17 protein-coding genes and 1 pseudogene are annotated in these 15,607 nt (G+C 63.0%); 11 read left to right on the forward strand and 7 right to left on the reverse strand.

The window, feature by feature from the left end:
- A pseudogene (locus IB265_RS36690) lies at positions 1–198 on the forward strand (hypothetical protein); the annotation flags it as partial.
- A 23-nt stretch (positions 199–221) separates the two neighbouring features.
- Here the strand turns inward: IB265_RS36690 and IB265_RS13315 are convergent.
- A complete protein-coding gene (locus IB265_RS13315; protein WP_057248479.1) occupies positions 222–551 on the reverse strand; it encodes a YciI family protein in 330 nt (109 codons plus the stop codon).
- Positions 552–680: 129 nt separating this feature from the next.
- Here IB265_RS13315 and IB265_RS13320 point away from each other — a divergent pair, with 129 nt between their 5' ends.
- From IB265_RS13320 to chrA, 4 genes are all read left to right on the forward strand, one after another.
- On the forward strand, positions 681–947 hold the full coding sequence (locus IB265_RS13320) for a hypothetical protein (protein ID WP_057248480.1): 267 nt from the start codon (positions 681–683) through the stop codon (positions 945–947).
- A gap of 196 nt (positions 948–1,143) precedes the next feature.
- The gene (locus tag IB265_RS13325; protein WP_057248481.1) at positions 1,144–1,902 is read left to right on the forward strand and encodes an alpha/beta hydrolase; all 759 of its coding nucleotides are present in this window, start codon (positions 1,144–1,146) and stop codon (positions 1,900–1,902) included.
- Positions 1,903–2,105: 203 nt separating this feature from the next.
- Positions 2,106–2,927, forward strand: coding sequence for a sulfurtransferase/chromate resistance protein (locus tag IB265_RS13330; protein WP_057248482.1), 822 nt, complete (start codon positions 2,106–2,108; stop codon positions 2,925–2,927).
- 1 nt (position 2,928) lies between these two features.
- The gene (chrA, locus tag IB265_RS13335) at positions 2,929–4,335 is read left to right on the forward strand and encodes a chromate efflux transporter (RefSeq protein ID WP_057248483.1); all 1,407 of its coding nucleotides are present in this window, start codon (positions 2,929–2,931) and stop codon (positions 4,333–4,335) included.
- A gap of 15 nt (positions 4,336–4,350) precedes the next feature.
- Here the strand turns inward: chrA and IB265_RS13340 are convergent, their stop codons facing one another.
- Positions 4,351–4,545, reverse strand: coding sequence for a hypothetical protein (locus tag IB265_RS13340; RefSeq protein ID WP_057248484.1), 195 nt, complete (start codon positions 4,543–4,545; stop codon positions 4,351–4,353).
- Positions 4,546–4,788: 243 nt separating this feature from the next.
- Here IB265_RS13340 and IB265_RS13345 point away from each other — a divergent pair, with 243 nt between their 5' ends.
- The 6 genes from IB265_RS13345 (at position 4,789) to IB265_RS13370 (ending at position 10,402) form a co-directional block, all read left to right on the forward strand.
- Positions 4,789–5,817 (forward strand): nitronate monooxygenase family protein, encoded by a 1,029-nt coding sequence (locus IB265_RS13345; RefSeq protein ID WP_057248485.1) that lies wholly within the window; start codon positions 4,789–4,791, stop codon positions 5,815–5,817.
- Positions 5,818–5,940: 123 nt separating this feature from the next.
- Complete coding sequence (locus IB265_RS13350; RefSeq protein WP_112997026.1) at positions 5,941–6,873, forward strand: LysR family transcriptional regulator; 933 nt, start codon at positions 5,941–5,943, stop codon at positions 6,871–6,873.
- 143 nt (positions 6,874–7,016) lie between these two features.
- Positions 7,017–7,730, forward strand: coding sequence for an SDR family NAD(P)-dependent oxidoreductase (locus IB265_RS13355; protein WP_057248486.1), 714 nt, complete (start codon positions 7,017–7,019; stop codon positions 7,728–7,730).
- A 120-nt stretch (positions 7,731–7,850) separates the two neighbouring features.
- On the forward strand, positions 7,851–8,090 hold the full coding sequence (locus IB265_RS13360; protein ID WP_057248487.1) for a 4-oxalocrotonate tautomerase family protein: 240 nt from the start codon (positions 7,851–7,853) through the stop codon (positions 8,088–8,090).
- A 240-nt stretch (positions 8,091–8,330) separates the two neighbouring features.
- Complete coding sequence (locus tag IB265_RS13365; protein WP_057248488.1) at positions 8,331–9,071, forward strand: response regulator; 741 nt, start codon at positions 8,331–8,333, stop codon at positions 9,069–9,071.
- Complete coding sequence (locus IB265_RS13370) at positions 9,068–10,402, forward strand: HAMP domain-containing sensor histidine kinase (RefSeq protein ID WP_057248489.1); 1,335 nt, start codon at positions 9,068–9,070, stop codon at positions 10,400–10,402. Before IB265_RS13365 ends, IB265_RS13370 begins: the two co-directional genes overlap by 4 nt.
- Positions 10,403–10,543: 141 nt before the next feature.
- Here IB265_RS13370 and IB265_RS13375 read toward each other — a convergent pair whose 3' ends face one another.
- From IB265_RS13375 to IB265_RS13395, 5 genes are all read right to left on the reverse strand, one after another.
- Entirely contained in the window at positions 10,544–10,960 is a 417-nt protein-coding gene (locus tag IB265_RS13375) for an organic hydroperoxide resistance protein (RefSeq protein ID WP_057248490.1), read from the reverse strand.
- 315 nt (positions 10,961–11,275) lie between these two features.
- The gene (locus IB265_RS13380) at positions 11,276–12,328 is read right to left on the reverse strand and encodes an alpha/beta fold hydrolase (RefSeq protein ID WP_057248491.1); all 1,053 of its coding nucleotides are present in this window, start codon (positions 12,326–12,328) and stop codon (positions 11,276–11,278) included.
- A 162-nt stretch (positions 12,329–12,490) separates the two neighbouring features.
- Positions 12,491–13,432 (reverse strand): GlxA family transcriptional regulator, encoded by a 942-nt coding sequence (locus IB265_RS13385; protein ID WP_057248492.1) that lies wholly within the window; start codon positions 13,430–13,432, stop codon positions 12,491–12,493.
- 78 nt (positions 13,433–13,510) lie between these two features.
- A complete protein-coding gene (locus IB265_RS13390) occupies positions 13,511–14,149 on the reverse strand; it encodes a VOC family protein (RefSeq protein WP_057248493.1) in 639 nt (212 codons plus the stop codon).
- A 52-nt stretch (positions 14,150–14,201) separates the two neighbouring features.
- Entirely contained in the window at positions 14,202–15,545 is a 1,344-nt protein-coding gene (locus IB265_RS13395; RefSeq protein WP_057248494.1) for an epoxide hydrolase family protein, read from the reverse strand.
- Positions 15,546–15,607 lie beyond the last annotated feature (62 nt).

A 15,607-nucleotide genomic window follows, 5' to 3' on the forward strand; every position in this document is an offset into this window, starting at 1 on the left:
GGCCGCAACCATCCGCATGTCGAGATCGAGCTGTCGCCCGAACGCGCCGCCGCCGGCGACCACAGCCGCATCGCCTTCCGGCCGACAAAGTGGAAACTCTTCAGAGACAACAGAGAGCAGGCTGTAGCCGCGGAGGCAAAAATCGAGAGCCGCGCCATCGAGATACAGGAACCAACATTGGTCGCCCAGGCCTCTTAGGCAGGGGCGACACATCGTCGGACTTAAGGAGTCTCGAGCGGCCAGACCTCGACCACCCCATGAGCCACCGCGCACGGGGTGCGTGACACCATATCGATCGCTTCGGCCAGGTCTGCGGCCTCGATCACCGCGAAGCCGGCCACAGGAAGCGAAGACGACATGAACGGACCGCTTCGCTTCTCGACATGCGCGGCGTTGGCGTTGCGCACCTGAACAGGCGCTCCGGCAATCCCCATCAAGGCTCCTCTTGCACGAAGTTCCGCATCATGCGCGTGCGCCGCATTACGGACGTCCGCCGCCGTGCGGTCGTAGCCTGCACGGTCTCCATATCCAATGGTCACGAATTTAGGCATCAGCAGTATCCTCCCGGTGACGGCACCTACTTCCGACGGGCTAATTGACAGTCGGGCCGACGGAGCCTTCCGTGAGGGAACGCGGCCGCACAGGAAAAAGTTCGTCCATGCCGCGACAGGGAGGATGCAATGCCGACCATCATCGCCCACCACAAGATCACGAAAAGCGCGGAACACTGGTTGAAATCACCGAAACGCAAGGAGTTCTTCAGCACGCTCGGCGTGACCAGCATTCGAACCTTCGTCGATCCCCAGGACCAGACCCGGGTGGCCATTCTCATGGATGTCCCCGATCTGGACGCCCTGTCGAAAGCCATGCAGACCCAGGCCGCGGCCGATGCGATGGTCTTTGATGGCGTCGTACCGGAATCAATCGTGATCCTGGTTGAATCATAGGGCACAGTCCGCCCGTATTCAGCCATTGAGGCCAGACGGAACTCACCGGGGAGCCGCCCTTCCCGCGGTGCTTCGCTGCGACCTGAGCCGACCCCATACATTGCGGTACAATTGCTGGTGGCGGCCGACATATCCGGGATACCTCGCCGGTCCAGATTGCGATCGTCACCTCAACGGCCCCGAAAGGAACGATCGCATGCGCCGCCGAATCATCCCTACTCTTGCCCTCGCCTTTGCAACGAGCGTGGTTGCTTTCGCCGCCCAGGCTGCGGATATCAAGAACATCGTCATCGTGCACGGCGCCTTCGCCGACGGTTCGGGGTGGCGACAGGCCAGCGATATCCTGGAGCGGCGCGGCTTCAACGTGACCGTCGTGCAGGAACCGCTGACCTCGCTTGCCGCCGACGTCGAGGCGACGAACCGCGTTCTGGACCTGCAGGATGGGCCGACCTTGCTCGTCGGGCACAGCTACGGCGGCATGGTGATCAGCGAAGCCGGACATCACCAGAAGGTCGAAGGATTGGTCTACGTCGCAGCGTTTCAACCGGACAAGGGCGAGGATTTGGCAACGCTTGCCGGATCGAAGCCGCCGGCTGCAATGAGCATCAAGGAAACCACCGACGGCAAATATCTCTATCTCGATCCGACAGCGTTTGCTGTTGATTTCGCCGCCGACCTTCCCAAAGCGGAAGCGGCCTTTGCGGCGAAGTCGCAGGTCTTTGCCGCGAAAGAAGTTTTCACCGCCAAGTCCGGCGAGCCGGCATGGCGGACGAAGAAAAGCTGGGCGGTCGTGGCGACCGAAGATCGCGCCATCAATCCGGACATTGAACGAAGCATGGCGAAGCGCGCCGGCAGCCAGGTAAGCGAAATCAAGGCGAGCCACGCCGTCTTTGCCTCGCAAGCGGAAAAGGTTGCCAAGATCATAGAGACCGCCGCCGAGGACGCCGGCAAATAGCCCGAACACGCCGAGCGTCTGCGTCCTGAGTGCGGCGCCCTTCTGCACTCAGGACAGCGGATCGGCGACGTTCTTCCATTCTTGATTGCCGGCTTGACAGTCCGCTCAAAGAGCGGAAAACTTCGCGCATGGGGGTGCGATCACCCCATGAGGCGCCAGCCGAAGCATCGCGTCCATTCAACCGCTCATCCGGAGGACGCGTCATGTCGTCATTTCTCGAAATATCCTCGGAAAAACTCTCTCGCCTCGTCGGCACGCCGAACTGTCCGACACTGATCGATGTCAGGATCGACGAAGATTTCGACGCCGATCCCCGCCTCATCCCAGGTTCTTACAGGCGCGACTACCGCCAGGTTCAGGATTGGATCGACGACGTCGCCAAGGCATCGGCAATCATCATCTGCCAGCAGGGCAAGAAGCTCAGCCATGGCGTTGCCGCCTGGCTTCGCCATGCCGGCATTGCTGCCGACGTGCTCGAAGGCGGTTTCGAGGCTTGGGCGGATGGCGGCTATCCGGCCGTGCCCGCTTCCGCGATACCCGAACGGGACGCCGGCGGAAGGACCGTCTGGGTTACGCGGGCACGACCAAAGATCGACCGCATTGCCTGCCCCTGGCTGATCCGTCGTTTCGTCGATCCGAAGGCAGTCTTCTTGTACGTGGCGCCGTCAGAGGTCGAGATGGTCGGCGAGCGCTTCGGCGCTACGCCCTTCGATATCGATGCTCCGATCCGCTGGAGCCATCGCGGTGAACTCTGCACCTTTGACGTGATGGTCGAGCAGTTCGGCCTTGCAACCGCTCCGCTTCTGCGGCTAGCCACCATCGTGCGCGGGGCCGACACCGCCCGTCCCGAGCTTGCGCCCGAGGCGCCGGGCCTGCTTGCCGCCTCCCTCGGTCTCTCGCGCATGTATGCCGACGACCTGGAGCAACTGGATGCGGGGATGCTGCTCTACGACGCCTTCTATCGCTGGTGCCGGGATGCTACCAACGAGACGCACAACTGGCCCTCGCCCAAGAAGGACCTCTGAGATGACCGATATTGCTGACAAGGCCGCGCCCGAAGTGGCGCGGCAACGGCAAAGCCACGGCATCCCGTTTGGCGAAGCCGTCCGGGTTTGGGCACGCATTGCGGCCCTCAGCTTCGGTGGCCCTGCCGGACAGATCGCGGTGATGCATCGCATCCTTGTCGATGAGAAGCGCTGGATCGGCGAGCATCGCTTCCTGCATGCGCTGAACTACTGCATGCTACTGCCCGGACCCGAGGCGCAGCAGCTCGCCGTCTACATCGGCTGGCTCCTGCACCGGACCGCCGGCGGCCTCGTTGCCGGACTTCTCTTTGTGCTGCCGGGTTTCCTGGCGATCCTCGGCCTCAGCTACATCTACGCCGCCTTCGGCAATGTCACCGTCGTCGAAGGCCTCTTCTTCGGCCTGAAGGCCGCCGTACTCGCGGTGGTCGTCCAGGCTGTCTTCCGCATTGGCGGCCGAGCACTCAAGAACCGAATGATGATCGGCATTGCGGCCGCCGCCTTCGTCGCCATTTTCTTCTTCCGCGTTCCCTTCCCGTTGATCATCCTGGCAGCCGGCGTGCTTGGCTATATCGGCGCTCGCTCCGGTTCGCCGCTCTTTCGCATTGGCGGTGGACACAAGGGCGGCACGGGCCCGGTTCTGAAGGACGAGGACTCCGCGCTCGGCGAGGAAATCCCCGCGCATGCTCGCCCCAACCTTGCATGGTCGCTGCGGATTTCCGGCGTGCTGCTTGCGCTGTGGCTCGTGCCCCTGGCGTTGCTCATCATCGTCCTCGGTCGGGACAGCGTCTTCAGCCAGATCGGCCTGTTCTTCAGCCAGATGGCGGTCGTCACCTTCGGCGGCGCCTATGCCGTGCTCGCCTACGTCGCCCAGGAAGCCGTCCAGCACTACGGCTGGCTGAAGCCCGGCGAAATGCTGGACGGCCTCGGCATGGCCGAGACGACGCCGGGGCCGCTGATCATGGTCGTCCAGTTCGTCGGCTTCATGGGCGCCTACCGCGACCCGGGCACGCTCCATCCAATGATGGCGGCGACCTTGGGGGCGATGCTGACCACCTGGGTGACCTTCGTCCCGTGTTTCCTCTGGATCTTTCTTGGGGCGCCCTTCATTGAGCGGCTGCGGAACAATATCGCGCTCACGGGCGCCATGTCGGCGATCACCGCCGCCGTTGTGGGAGTGATTCTCAACCTTGCCGTCTGGTTCGGGCTGCACACCTTGTTTGGGGAGCTCGTGAGCGGGCATTTCGGGCCGTTCGCGCTCGACATACCGGTGCTAGGGTCGCTGGTACTGCCGTCGCTCCTGCTGACGCTTGCCGCCGGCGTGGCGATCTTCCGCTTCAACGCCTCGGTGATCACGACGCTGCTTGCCTGCGCGCTTGCAGGCATGGCCTGGACGCTGGCAACGAACTGATTGCGAAAGCCGCGCCTAGTCGTCGTGGACCGATTGCGGGAGGTGGAATCCCTCCGGCAATTGCGATCCATAGAAGCGTTCCTCCGGCGGCGGCGGCGGAGGTTCGCGATGCTTCACCGCGCAGGCGGCAAGCACGGCCTTGAGCTGCACTGGCCGATAGTGTTCGACAAGGCTTGGAGATGGGTCTTGCTTGTCCGTCGGTCGCGACATCAGGATCCTCATGGGCAACTCTCGTCACGGAGCGACTGTGCCAGCCAATCGATCTCGCCGCAACTGCTCGGCGGCATGATCGCCCGTTCGACAGTGCGACCATTGTACAGTTGACCTCTGGCCGCTCCGGGTCTCCTTTATGGTGCGGCATAGTCGGGCGATCAATGCGACCGCTCGTCAACCTTCACCTCAGCCCGCGCGCCGCCGGCACGCAAGAACGCACCTTCATTGAGGAAATCGAATATGCAGGATCCCCTGGCGAGACTCGGCCTGAAGCACCCGTTGATCGTCGCGTCGATGGCCGGCGGCCCCTCGTCGCCGGAGCTCGTCATCGCGTCTTCGGCAGCCGGAGCGCTCGGGTCGATCGGCGCAGCCTATTCGAGCCCGGCGGCCATCACCGAGTTCGTTGACAAGGTTCGTGCAGGCACCGACCGTCCTTTTGCGATCAACCTCTTCATCCAGCACCCGCAGCCGCAGATCGACGCGGCGACGGTCGAGCGGGCGGTGGCAGCGACGGCGAAGTACCGTGCGGAACTTGATCTGCCGGCGCCGCAATTCGCCGCACCCTATGAAGAGGATTTCGATCAGCAGTTCGAGGCCGTGCTGAAGGCGAAGCCGGCAGTCCTTAGTTTCGTCTTCGGCGTGCTGCCTGCCGAGTACATGCGGACCGCGCGCAAGTCGGGGATGCTGATCATCGGCACGGCGACGACACCGGAGGAAGCAGGGGCGCTCGAAGAAAGCGGCGTCGATGCGATCACCCTCCAGGGTTTTGAGGCGGGCGGCCATCGCGGCATATTCGATCCCGAGGCCGCGGACAGTGAAATCGGCCTCCGGGATCTGCTGACCCGAACCCTCCCGAAGGCGAAGGTGCCACTGATCGCGGCAGGCGGCATTATGACGGCCGTGGATATCCGGTCGGTCCTCGCCATGGGCGCCAGCGCGGTGCAGATGGGAACGGCGTTCCTCGCGACCGCCGAAGCAGGAACCTCGGCAGCCTATCGCGCCGCACTCCAGGGCACGGAACGCGCAACGCGGACAACGCGCGCCTTCTCCGGCCGGTTTGCCCGTGGCATCGAGAACCGCTTCATGAACGAGCTGGACGCCGCCGCCGCAATGCCCTTCCCGGCCCAGAACAAGTTCACGCGCGATATCAGAGGCGCGTCTGCAGCAAAGGGATCGGCGGACTTCCTCTCCCTTTGGGCGGGAACCGGCAAGGGAGAGCTTTGGCAGGGCTCAGCGGCCGATCTGATCGAGAAGCTGTTTGCCGATTGATCGCCCGCTGCTCCAATTGTGCCCCGACACCGCTGACGAGAGGATGGAGCGGGTCTCTTTACTTCTGTCCAGTTGCGGGTGAATGGTTGCCAATTGGCAATGATCATCGCGAAAGTCGGCAGAATGGATCGTATCGACGCAATGAAGGTCTTCGTAACCGCGGTCGATGAAGGCAGCCTCGCGGGCGCGGCCCGGCGGCTGAAGCGGTCGCCGACGGCGGTCAGCCGCGCCCTGAACCTGCTCGAAGCTCATGTCGGGGTCGAACTGCTCCATCGAACGACGCGATCGTTGAAGCTCAGCGAAGCCGGCCAGCGCTATGCGGCTGCCTGCCGGCGGGTGCTGATCGATCTCGAAGAGGCCGACATGCTCGCAGGTGGCGAACGTGCGGCCCCTCGCGGCACGCTGACGATCTCCGCGCCACCGATCGTTGGCGAAGAGGTGCTGCGTCCGATCCTCGACGAATTCCTCAACCTCTACCCTTCGGTTTCGGCCCGGCTCCTCCTGCTCGATCGCTTCGTAAACCTTGTCGACGAGGGTGTCGATATCGCGCTCCGCATCGGCCATCTCGCCGACTCTTCGTTGATTTCGACACGAATCGGTGGCGATGTCCGGCGTGTCGTCGTCGGCTCGCCTCGTTATCTCGCCAACCACCCGCGGATTGACGAGCCGGCCGATCTCGCCAAACACCAGATCGTCGCCTTTACCAACTTCGGCCTCGATTCCTGGACATTCACGCCAGCCGAGGGCTCGTTGATCCCTCGCACGGTGCAGTTCAAACCGCGCTGCATCGTCAACAGTGTGCGTGCCGCGACCGACTCCGCCGCCGCGGGTACCGGCCTGACCCGGCTCTACTCCTATCATGTCGCGCGCTACGTCAGCGATGGGCGGTTGAAAATCGTGCTGGCTGATGCCGAGCATCCCCCGATGCCGGTTCATCTTCTTGCACCGCAGGGCCGCATGTCGGTTCCGAAGGTTCGCGCCTTTGCTGATTACGCGCTGCCACGTCTGCGGACCGAGTTCGCACGCATGGCAACGGAAGCTGGCACGCTCGCCTGATTATGCCGGTATGCGGTTGATTGATCGCCAAATAGCGTCAATTCTCTCACACATCGGATGGGTCTAAATCTGATTGCACCAACGCCGAGGGCGGAGGACGGGCCACACCAAGCGCCCGTTGCAATCGAAGAAGGACCACATCCATGAGCAATGAGCAGAAGGTCGCCATCATCACCGGTGCATCGCAGGGCATCGGCGCCGCCTTGGTTCAGGCCTACCGCGATCGCAACTATCGCGTCATCGCCACGTCCCGCTCCATTCAGGAAAGTTCGGACGCTGGCATCCTCAGTGTCGCCGGCGATATCAGCAAGCCTGAGACCGCCGAGCGGGTCATTCGCCAGGGGCTGGAACGGTTCGGCCGTATCGATACGCTGGTCAACAATGCCGGGGTCTTCACCGCCAAGCCATTCACCGAGTTCACTCAGGAAGATTATGATCTGAACATGGGTGTCAACGTGGCCGGCTTCTTCCACGTTACCCAGCACGCGGCCCGCGAGATGCTGAAGCAGGGCTCCGGCCACATCGTCAGCATCACGACCAGCCTCGTGAATCAGCCGATTGCCGGCGTCCCGGCGGCCCTGGCGTCTATCACGAAGGGTGGTTTGAATTCCGTGACCCAGGCGCTCGCGATCGAATTTGCCAAGACCGGTGTTCGCGTCAATGCCGTCTCGCCGGGCATCATCAAGACCCCGATGCACGCGCCGGAAACGCACGCGGCGCTCTCGACGCTGCATCCCGTCGGCCGCATGGGCGAGATCCGCGATATCGTCGACGCCGTCCTTTACCTGGAGAATGCCGGTTTCGTGACGGGTGAGATCCTGCACGTCGATGGCGGACAGAACGCCGGGCGCTGGTAACGGCGCAGGTATGTCCGGGAGCGACCGTTACCCAAGCCGGGCCGCTCCTCCCCTCCCATCCATCGCAGATGCGGCACCTTGATGGAGCCGCCAACATCCAGATATGAAGAGGAGACGGCAATGCCGATCGTTACAGTTCAGGTGACCCGCGAAGGCACCACTCCAGACCGCAAGGCGGTCACGGCCGAGGAAAAGGCCGAAATCATCAAGGGCGTGAGCCAGGTCCTGCTCGACGTGCTCAACAAGCCGCTGGAATCGACCTACGTGGTCATCGAGGAAGTAGAGCTCGACAACTGGGGTTGGGGCGGCCTGCCGACCGCGCAATACCGCGCCCAGCGGGACGCTCAGGCAAAAGCCTGACATCGCCGGTCAGACGTTCTTGCAACCCGCCGCTCGACAGCAAGCGGCGGGTTTCGTTTGCGAAATTGTGTCGAAATGTATCCGGAAGTGCTTGCATTACTTTCGCATGCAAGTCTGGATATCGCGAACACACCGAGGACATATCCTGGGCGCCAATGAAACTGAGCGGATGTTCCCCGGCCCTGGCCGGGTGATGCCGCAAGGATGCGAAGACCAAACCGGATTTGAGGAGTTTGCTCGATGGAGCATATCGACCATGTACTGATTGTCGATGACGACCGTGAGATCCGGGAACTCGTGTCTGGTTACCTCAAGAAGAACGGGCTGCGCGCAACGGCAGTCGCCGATGGGCGACAGATGCGCAGCTTCCTCGAGGGAGATACCGTCGATCTCATCGTACTCGATGTGATGATACCGGGCGACGACGGGCTCGTGCTCAGCCGCGAACTGCGCGCCGGCAAACACAAGGCGATCCCGATCATCATGCTGACGGCCCGCAGCGACGAGATGGACCGGATCCTCGGCCTCGAGATGGGTGCCGACGACTATCTCTCCAAGCCGTTCTCCGCGCGCGAACTGCTCGCCCGTATCAAGGCGGTGCTCAGGCGCGCACGCATGCTGCCGCCGAACCTGCAGATCTCGGAGGCTGGACAGCTGCTGCGCTTCGGCCAGTGGAAACTCGACACGACCGCCCGGCACCTGATCGATGCTGACGGCACGGTGATTGCACTCAGCGGCGCCGAGTATCGACTGCTGAAGGTGTTCATCGACCACCCTCAGCGGGTGCTCAATCGCGACCAGTTGCTCAATCTCACCCAGGGTCGTGAGGCCGAGCTCTTCGACCGATCGATCGATCTGCTCGTCAGCCGGGTTCGCCAGCGGCTCGGCGATGATGCCCGTGAACCGACCTACATCAAGACGGTGCGCAGCGAAGGTTATGTCTTCTCGGTCCCGATTGAGATCGTGGAGGCGCGCGAATGACGGCGAGCGCAGACCCAAAAGGATTTCGACTATGGCCGCGCACGCTCAGGGCGCGGCTCTTCGTTATCCTGCTGGCCGGTCTCACCATCGCGCATGTCATGTCGTTCACCGTTCTGTTCCTCGAGCGCTACATGGCCGCCAGATCGGTCATGTTCGATACGCTCGAAAACGAAATCGCAACGTCGATCGCCATACTCGATCGCCTGCCCGCGCCCGAGCGTGCCTCGTGGCTCGCTCGCCTCGACCGCGACAATTATGGCTTCCTTCTCGGCCCCGGCATTGCGGGCAATCCGTCGCTCGACCCGGCCGCCAGCGAGATCGCGACCAAGATCGAGCGGGCGACTGGCCTTCAATTTCCGGTCAAGGTCGAAACGATCCCGGGCGACCGCCGCCACCTTCAGGCGCATCTGACGCTGAGCGACGGCTCACCGCTGACGATCGACGTCTTTCCCAAGGGTGTCATGCCCCTGGCCGACTGGCTGCCCTTCGTGCTCGTAGCCCAGCTCGCGCTGCTGCTCCTGTGCAGTTGGTTCGCCATGCGTCAGGCGGTGCGCCCGCTCGTCAATCTTGCCGCGGCTGCCGATACGCTCGACCCGAACCGGAACACACCGCGTCTCAGCGAAACCGGGCCCACCGAGGTTGCCTATGCGGCGACCGCGTTCAATGCCATGCGTGACCGTATCGCCCAGTATCTCGAAGAGCGGGTCCAGATTCTCGCCGCCATTTCCCACGATCTGCAGACGCCGATCACACGCATGAAGCTGCGCGCCGAAATGGCGGATGATTTCGCCGACCGGGAGAAGCTGATCCAGGATCTCGGGCAGATCGAAAGCCTGGTCAAGGAAGGCGTCGCCTATGCACGCAGCGCCCATGGCAATGTCGAAAAAGCGACACGCATCGATCTTGCGTCCTTCGTCGAAAGCCTCGTTTATGACTATCAGGACACCGGCAGGGCGGTTACCGCCAGCGATGTCGATAGCGGCGCGATCGTCACCCGGCCCCAGGCGCTCAGACGCATCCTTACCAACCTGGTCGACAACGCACTCAAGTTTGGTGACAGCGCCGAGATCGAGGTCAGGCGGCTGGCGGACGACACGGTGACAATCAAGGTCCTCGACCGCGGGCCTGGCATTCCCGATGATCAGCTGGATGCCGTGCTCAAACCCTTCGTCCGGCTGGAGGACTCCCGCAACCGCGATACCGGCGGAACCGGCCTCGGCCTTGCCATCGCCCAACAGCTCGCGGCCTCCATCAATGCCTCACTGACGCTGACGAACCGCGACGGCGGTGGCTTGGTTGCAGAGCTTGCCATTCGTCATCATCGGGCATGAGGCATAGCAAAGCGCGGCACTTCACACGCCTCCAACTTTTCCACTTCGAAATAGCCAACCCTCCAATCAAAAAGCGGCGGCCTCATCGGCCGCCGCTTCCGTTGGGTCATGTTGCAGGATGCTCCGGCAATCGGAGCTCCGTCAGACGAGGTTGATCGTCACATCGATGTTGCCACGCGTCGCCTTGGAATAGGGGCAGGTCTGGTGCGCAGTATCCACCAATTGACGCGCCACATCCGCGTCGACCCCAGGCAGGCTGACATTGAGCCGAGCCTGCAGGAAGTAACCGCCGTCCCGGTTGCGCAGATCCACCTCGGTATCGACGGCGAGGTCTGCAGGGAGTGCAACCGTCATCTGGCCAGCCGCCAGTCCGATTGCGCCGATGAAGCAGGCCGACCAGCCGGCGGCGAAGAGCTGCTCCGGGTTCGTGCCCGGCCGCAAACTGCCGGGTGAAGAGAGCTTGACGTCCAGACGCCCGTCGTCGCTTCGGGAGGCGCCGTCGCGGCCGCCGGTCGTGTGGGTCTTGCCGGTGTAGAGTACCTTTTCAGCTTCGCTCATCATGTTCTTCCTTTCGACAGGTGTTCTTTTCGGGCCCGATTGCCCTGTGCGACCGTCGAGACACAGATGGCGCTTCGCAGGTGTATGGGATGTTTCACCGAGAAGCGGAAATGTGTGCAAGTCTGCCAAGTACGGGAACGGATACACGCTGATACGAAGGCGGCCATTTCGGTGCGCGGACCTACGCTCTTCGTGAGGACCTCCCCGCGCGGCGCCATAGTGCGCCAGGCACGGTTCCAAAGCACGTCGGCACACAAAAAAGCGCGGGACCAGCGAACCGGACCCCGCGCCTCCACGCAATCTGCGTGAGAAAAACTAGAAACGGTCGACGTCGACGATCGCCTTGGCAAAGGCGGACGGCGCCTCCTGCGGCAGGTTGTGGCCGACGCCGCCGGTAATCAGCCGATGCTCATACTTGCCGGAGAAGCGCTTGACATAGGCCGATGGATCCGGATGCGGAGCACCGTTGGCGTCGCCCTCTAGCGTGATGGTCGGGACGGTAATGGTCGGGAACGCAGCGAGTTGCTTTTCGAGGCCGTCATACTTCGCTTCGCCCTCGGCGAGGCTGAGACGCCAGCGGTAATTGTGGATCGAGATGTCGACATGGTCCGGGTTTTCGAGTGCCTCGGCACTCTTATCGAAGGTGGCATCGTCGAAATCCCACTTGGGCGAGGCAAGCTTCCAGATCAACCGGGCAAACTCCTTGTGGTTCTGCTTGTAGCCGGCATACCCACGCTCGGTGGCGAAGTAGAACTGGTACCACCAGGCAAGCTCGGCCTGCGGTGACAGCGGCTTTCTGTTCACCTCCTGGCTGCCGATGAGGTAGCCGCTGACCGAGACCATCGCCTTGCAGCGCTCGGGCCAGAGTGCGGCGATGATGTTGGCGGTTCGCGCACCCCAGTCGCAGCCGCCGATGACCGCCTTTTCGATCTTGAGCGCGTCCATCAGGGCAATGATGTCCGCGGCGATCACCGCCTGTTGGCCGTTCCGAGGTGTGTCAGCGGAGAGAAACCGGGTCGTGCCGTAGCCGCGCAGATAGGGAACGATGACACGGTAGCCGGCATCTGCCAGCAGCGGCGCCACATCCACATAGGTGTGGATGTCATAGGGCCAGCCGTGCAGGAGGATCACGACCGGCGCGTCGCGCGCGCCAAGTTCGGCGTAGCCGACGTTCAGGACGCCGGCATCGATCTGCTTGAGGGTTGCGAAGGATTTGTTCGTCCCGGGGGTGACTGCCGGCAGGCGCGGCGCCTCATTGTTTCCCGCTTGCGCTCTGGCGGCTCCCGCTGAAGCGAATTGCGTCGCGGCCAGCGAGAGCGCGATTGCGCCGATGAAACGACGGCGTGGGTGGTTGATTTCGTCCGACATTGATTGCCTCCGGTGAACTGAACTGACATCAGAAATGGAGTGCCGGTGTATCCGGGCCGTGTGCTCTGCGGCTCCTATTGAAAGCGCATGTAGAAACGGCAGGCGGCGGATACACAGCGATACAATTCTCCTGAGGTGCGCCCCATCGCAGTGCCGTCAGGTTCAGACAATGCCTTCGCGCGCATTGCGCCTGACCGTCTGTGGCGGTTGACCGAGCGTGCGCAGGAACGCGCGGCGCATGCGATCGCTATCGGCAAAGCCGGTTTCCTCCGCGATCACATCCATGGAGTGTCGCCCCTGCTCCATCAACAGGCGCGCCGCTTCCACGCGGAGATGCTCGACGGCCTTGGCCGGCGATTGGCCGGTCTCGGAGCGGAAGGCGCGGCTGAATTGCCGCGCACTCAGGCCTGCGGCGTCCGCCAGTTCCTCGACCGACAACACGTTGCGCAGGTTCGCCTTGGCATAGTTGACCGATTTCTGGATGCGGTCCGACTTCGGATCGAGCTCGAGCAAGGCTGAAAACTGCGACTGGCCGCCGGCGCGCCGGTGATAGACGACAAGCTTGCGGGCGACCTGGCGGGTAACTTCCTCGCCATGGTCCTTCTCGATCATCGCCAGGGCCAGATCGATGCTGGCCGTCATGCCCGCAGAGGTCCACACGCTGCCGTCGACGATGAAGATGCGATCCTCCTCCACCCGCACCTCAGGGAAACCCTCCCGCAACTGACGCGCGAACACCCAATGGGTCGTGGCGCGACGCCCGTCGAGCAGCCCGGACTCCGCCAGGATAAAGGCACCGGTGCAAGGGGCGGCCACTCGCCGCGAGGCCTTGAGCGCGTGGCGCGCGAAGGCGACCAGCCCGGGTGTTACCGGTTCGATCTCGGTGCCCGCTCCGAACATGACGGTATCAAAGGCGGTGTTGTCGAAGGCCTTCGTCAGCACGCCGAAGCCAGCGGACGACTTGATCTCGCCGCCGGCCTCGGAAAGCAGTTCGATCTCGTAGGCCTGTTCCCCGAGCGTCAGATTGGCGACCTCGAAGGCAGTGACCGCCGCGAACCCCATGAGCTGAAACCTCGGAAAGACAACGTAGCCGATCCTGTGCATGTCATATCACTCCGTCCGGAATGATCGCTTATAGCAAATTTACGCCATGAAGGGAACGCGGCGGTCATGGGTTCTATTTCATTCGGGCAACGGTTTTCCGGCATGCTCCGCGACCATGTGCGCGGCATACCAATCCGGCCAGTTGTGGTCGTGTTGACCGCCGTTGCGCTTCTCGTGCTCGCCGTGCGCGGCTGCCGCACGACGCAGTGCCGCCGCAAGATCGGCGACCGAAGCGAAGTCCGTACCATCCGCGTCCACGCGGCCGGGCAGACGTTCGGTCACCTCCTGGAGCAGCCAGCCGTTACCATCGGGGTCGCTAAAGGTTGCGTAGGAACGGTAGCTGCGTCCTGCGGGGTCACGTCCGCTGATCGCCGGCTTCCCAGGGCCTTCGCGATGGAAGATCTCGCTGACCTCCGCACCGCCCTTGATGAGCTGGGCACGTGCCGCCTCGATGTCTGAGACGACCAGATAGAGCCCGCTCGCCGAACCTGGCGCCGCAGACGTCAGCCCGGTACCAAAGTGGATCGAAGCCGGCGAACCCGGCGGCGTGAACTGGACAACCCGAAACGTATCTCCGACCGGGAAATCAGCATCGAGCCGCCAGCCAAGATTGGCGTAAAACGCCTTGGCGCGGTCGACATTCGAAACGGGTATGAGCGCGACTTCGAACTTTAAGTCGACGGTTTGCGCTCTCTTTTCGCTACCAGCACTTGTCATGACACTTCTCCTTTGTGCAACGGCGGGGCGCGCTTTCGCGCGCCCCTTTCTGTCAGCTCGGTTGACGCAGTGACTTGAAGGAAGCTCTCAATTCATCGACCAGGGCCGCCGGCTGCTCCCAGGCCGCAAAGTGTCCGCCCTTGGCGAGGCGATTATAATGGATAAGCTTGGGAAACGCCTTCTCTGCCCACGACTTCGGCGCCTGATAAAGTTCGTCCGGGAAGGCACTGACGGCCACCGGAATCTGAATGCCCTTCGGCTGGAAGAAGGCGAGCTTGTTCTCCCAGTAGAGACGCGCCGACGACACGGCGGTATTGGTCAGCCAGTAGAGCGTGATGTTGTCGAGCACGTCATCACGGCTCAGGCCCTCCGACTGGCCATCGAAGACGCGGGCGATCAGTTCGTAGCTGCGGGCGTCATGGTCCAGCATCCAGCTGGCAAGCCCGATCGGCGAATCCTCGATGCCATAGAGCGTCTGCGGACGCTTGCTCATCTCCTGCGCATAGGACAAACCGTTCTTGTAGAAGAAATCGAGCTGGTCATAGGCACGGCGCTCGTCGGCGGAGAGGTTCGACGCCGCTGGGCCACCCGCGTCGAGGCTCTTCTGGATCTCGGCGGGAACGGTCGCCGGCATATTCGTGTGGATGCCCAGCAACCCGGCCGGCCGCTGCAGCGCCATCTGCTCCGTGACCGCATCCCCCCAGTCGCCGCCCTGTGCGACGTAGTGGGTATAACCAAGCCTCTGCATCAGCACCGCCCAGGCCCGCGCAATCCGCACCGGATCCCAGCCGCGCTCGGTGGGCTTGCCGGAGAAGCCGTAGCCGGGCAGCGAGGGAATGACGATGTCGAAGGCATCGGCTTCGCTGCCGCCATGCGCCGTCGGGTTCGTCAGAGGATCGATGATCTTCAGCTGCTCGATGATCGAGCCCGGCCAGCCGTGGGTGACGATGAGAGGCATCGCGTTCTTGTGCTTCGACCGCACGTGAATGAAATGGACGTCGACGCCGTCGATATTGGTCACGAACTGCGGCAGGTCGTTGAGCTTCTTCTCCACCTTCCGCCAATCGTACTTGGTCGCCCAATAGTCGGCGAGCTTCTGCATGGTGGCGAGCTGCACGCCCTGGGTGCCGTCGTTCACCAGTTCCCGGTCCGGCCACTTGGTGGCCGCGATGCGCTGCTTGAGGTCGGCAAGCGCCGCATCGCTGGCATGGAACTGGAATGGCCGAATGGATTCGTCGGCCGCGGGCTTTGCGGCGGCAACGACCTGAGCACCGCCCGCCGAGGAGGCACCTGCGGCGTGGGCGGCGAGCGGAGGAAGCAGGATCGCGATCGCTCCGGACAGCGCGAAGGCGGCCAAGCGACTGCTCTTGGCAGTTGGCAAATAGCGTCTGGACATCATCATTCTCCTGGTTCGAGTTGGGGCGATGCCAGAGGCATCGCCGAGCAATTCCGGGATGG

This window comes from Ensifer sp. ENS10, from assembly GCF_014852025.1.
In the GTDB taxonomy this organism is placed as follows: domain Bacteria; phylum Pseudomonadota; class Alphaproteobacteria; order Rhizobiales; family Rhizobiaceae; genus Ensifer.

Bases quoted from the DNA above. Each gene is read 5' to 3' on its own strand.
- IB265_RS13380 (WP_057248491.1), bottom strand. From the start codon at position 12,328: ATGTCGGACGAAATCAACCACCCACGCCGTCGTTTCATCGGCGCAATC.
- IB265_RS13345 (WP_057248485.1), top strand. From the start codon at position 4,789: ATGCAGGATCCCCTGGCGAGACTCGGCCTGAAGCACCCGTTGATCGTC.
- IB265_RS13355 (WP_057248486.1), top strand. From the start codon at position 7,017: ATGAGCAATGAGCAGAAGGTCGCCATCATCACCGGTGCATCGCAGGGC.
- IB265_RS13330 (WP_057248482.1), top strand. From the start codon at position 2,106: ATGTCGTCATTTCTCGAAATATCCTCGGAAAAACTCTCTCGCCTCGTC.
- IB265_RS13360 (WP_057248487.1), top strand. From the start codon at position 7,851: ATGCCGATCGTTACAGTTCAGGTGACCCGCGAAGGCACCACTCCAGAC.
- IB265_RS13385 (WP_057248492.1), bottom strand. From the start codon at position 13,432: ATGCACAGGATCGGCTACGTTGTCTTTCCGAGGTTTCAGCTCATGGGG.
- IB265_RS13370 (WP_057248489.1), top strand. From the start codon at position 9,068: ATGACGGCGAGCGCAGACCCAAAAGGATTTCGACTATGGCCGCGCACG.
- IB265_RS13390 (WP_057248493.1), bottom strand. From the start codon at position 14,149: ATGACAAGTGCTGGTAGCGAAAAGAGAGCGCAAACCGTCGACTTAAAG.
- chrA (WP_057248483.1), top strand. From the start codon at position 2,929: ATGACCGATATTGCTGACAAGGCCGCGCCCGAAGTGGCGCGGCAACGG.
- IB265_RS13375 (WP_057248490.1), bottom strand. From the start codon at position 10,960: ATGAGCGAAGCTGAAAAGGTACTCTACACCGGCAAGACCCACACGACC.
- IB265_RS13315 (WP_057248479.1), bottom strand. From the start codon at position 551: ATGCCTAAATTCGTGACCATTGGATATGGAGACCGTGCAGGCTACGAC.
- IB265_RS13395 (WP_057248494.1), bottom strand. From the start codon at position 15,545: ATGTCCAGACGCTATTTGCCAACTGCCAAGAGCAGTCGCTTGGCCGCC.
- IB265_RS13320 (WP_057248480.1), top strand. From the start codon at position 681: ATGCCGACCATCATCGCCCACCACAAGATCACGAAAAGCGCGGAACAC.
- IB265_RS13340 (WP_057248484.1), bottom strand. From the start codon at position 4,545: ATGTCGCGACCGACGGACAAGCAAGACCCATCTCCAAGCCTTGTCGAA.
- IB265_RS13365 (WP_057248488.1), top strand. From the start codon at position 8,331: ATGGAGCATATCGACCATGTACTGATTGTCGATGACGACCGTGAGATC.
- IB265_RS13350 (WP_112997026.1), top strand. From the start codon at position 5,941: ATGGATCGTATCGACGCAATGAAGGTCTTCGTAACCGCGGTCGATGAA.
- IB265_RS13325 (WP_057248481.1), top strand. From the start codon at position 1,144: ATGCGCCGCCGAATCATCCCTACTCTTGCCCTCGCCTTTGCAACGAGC.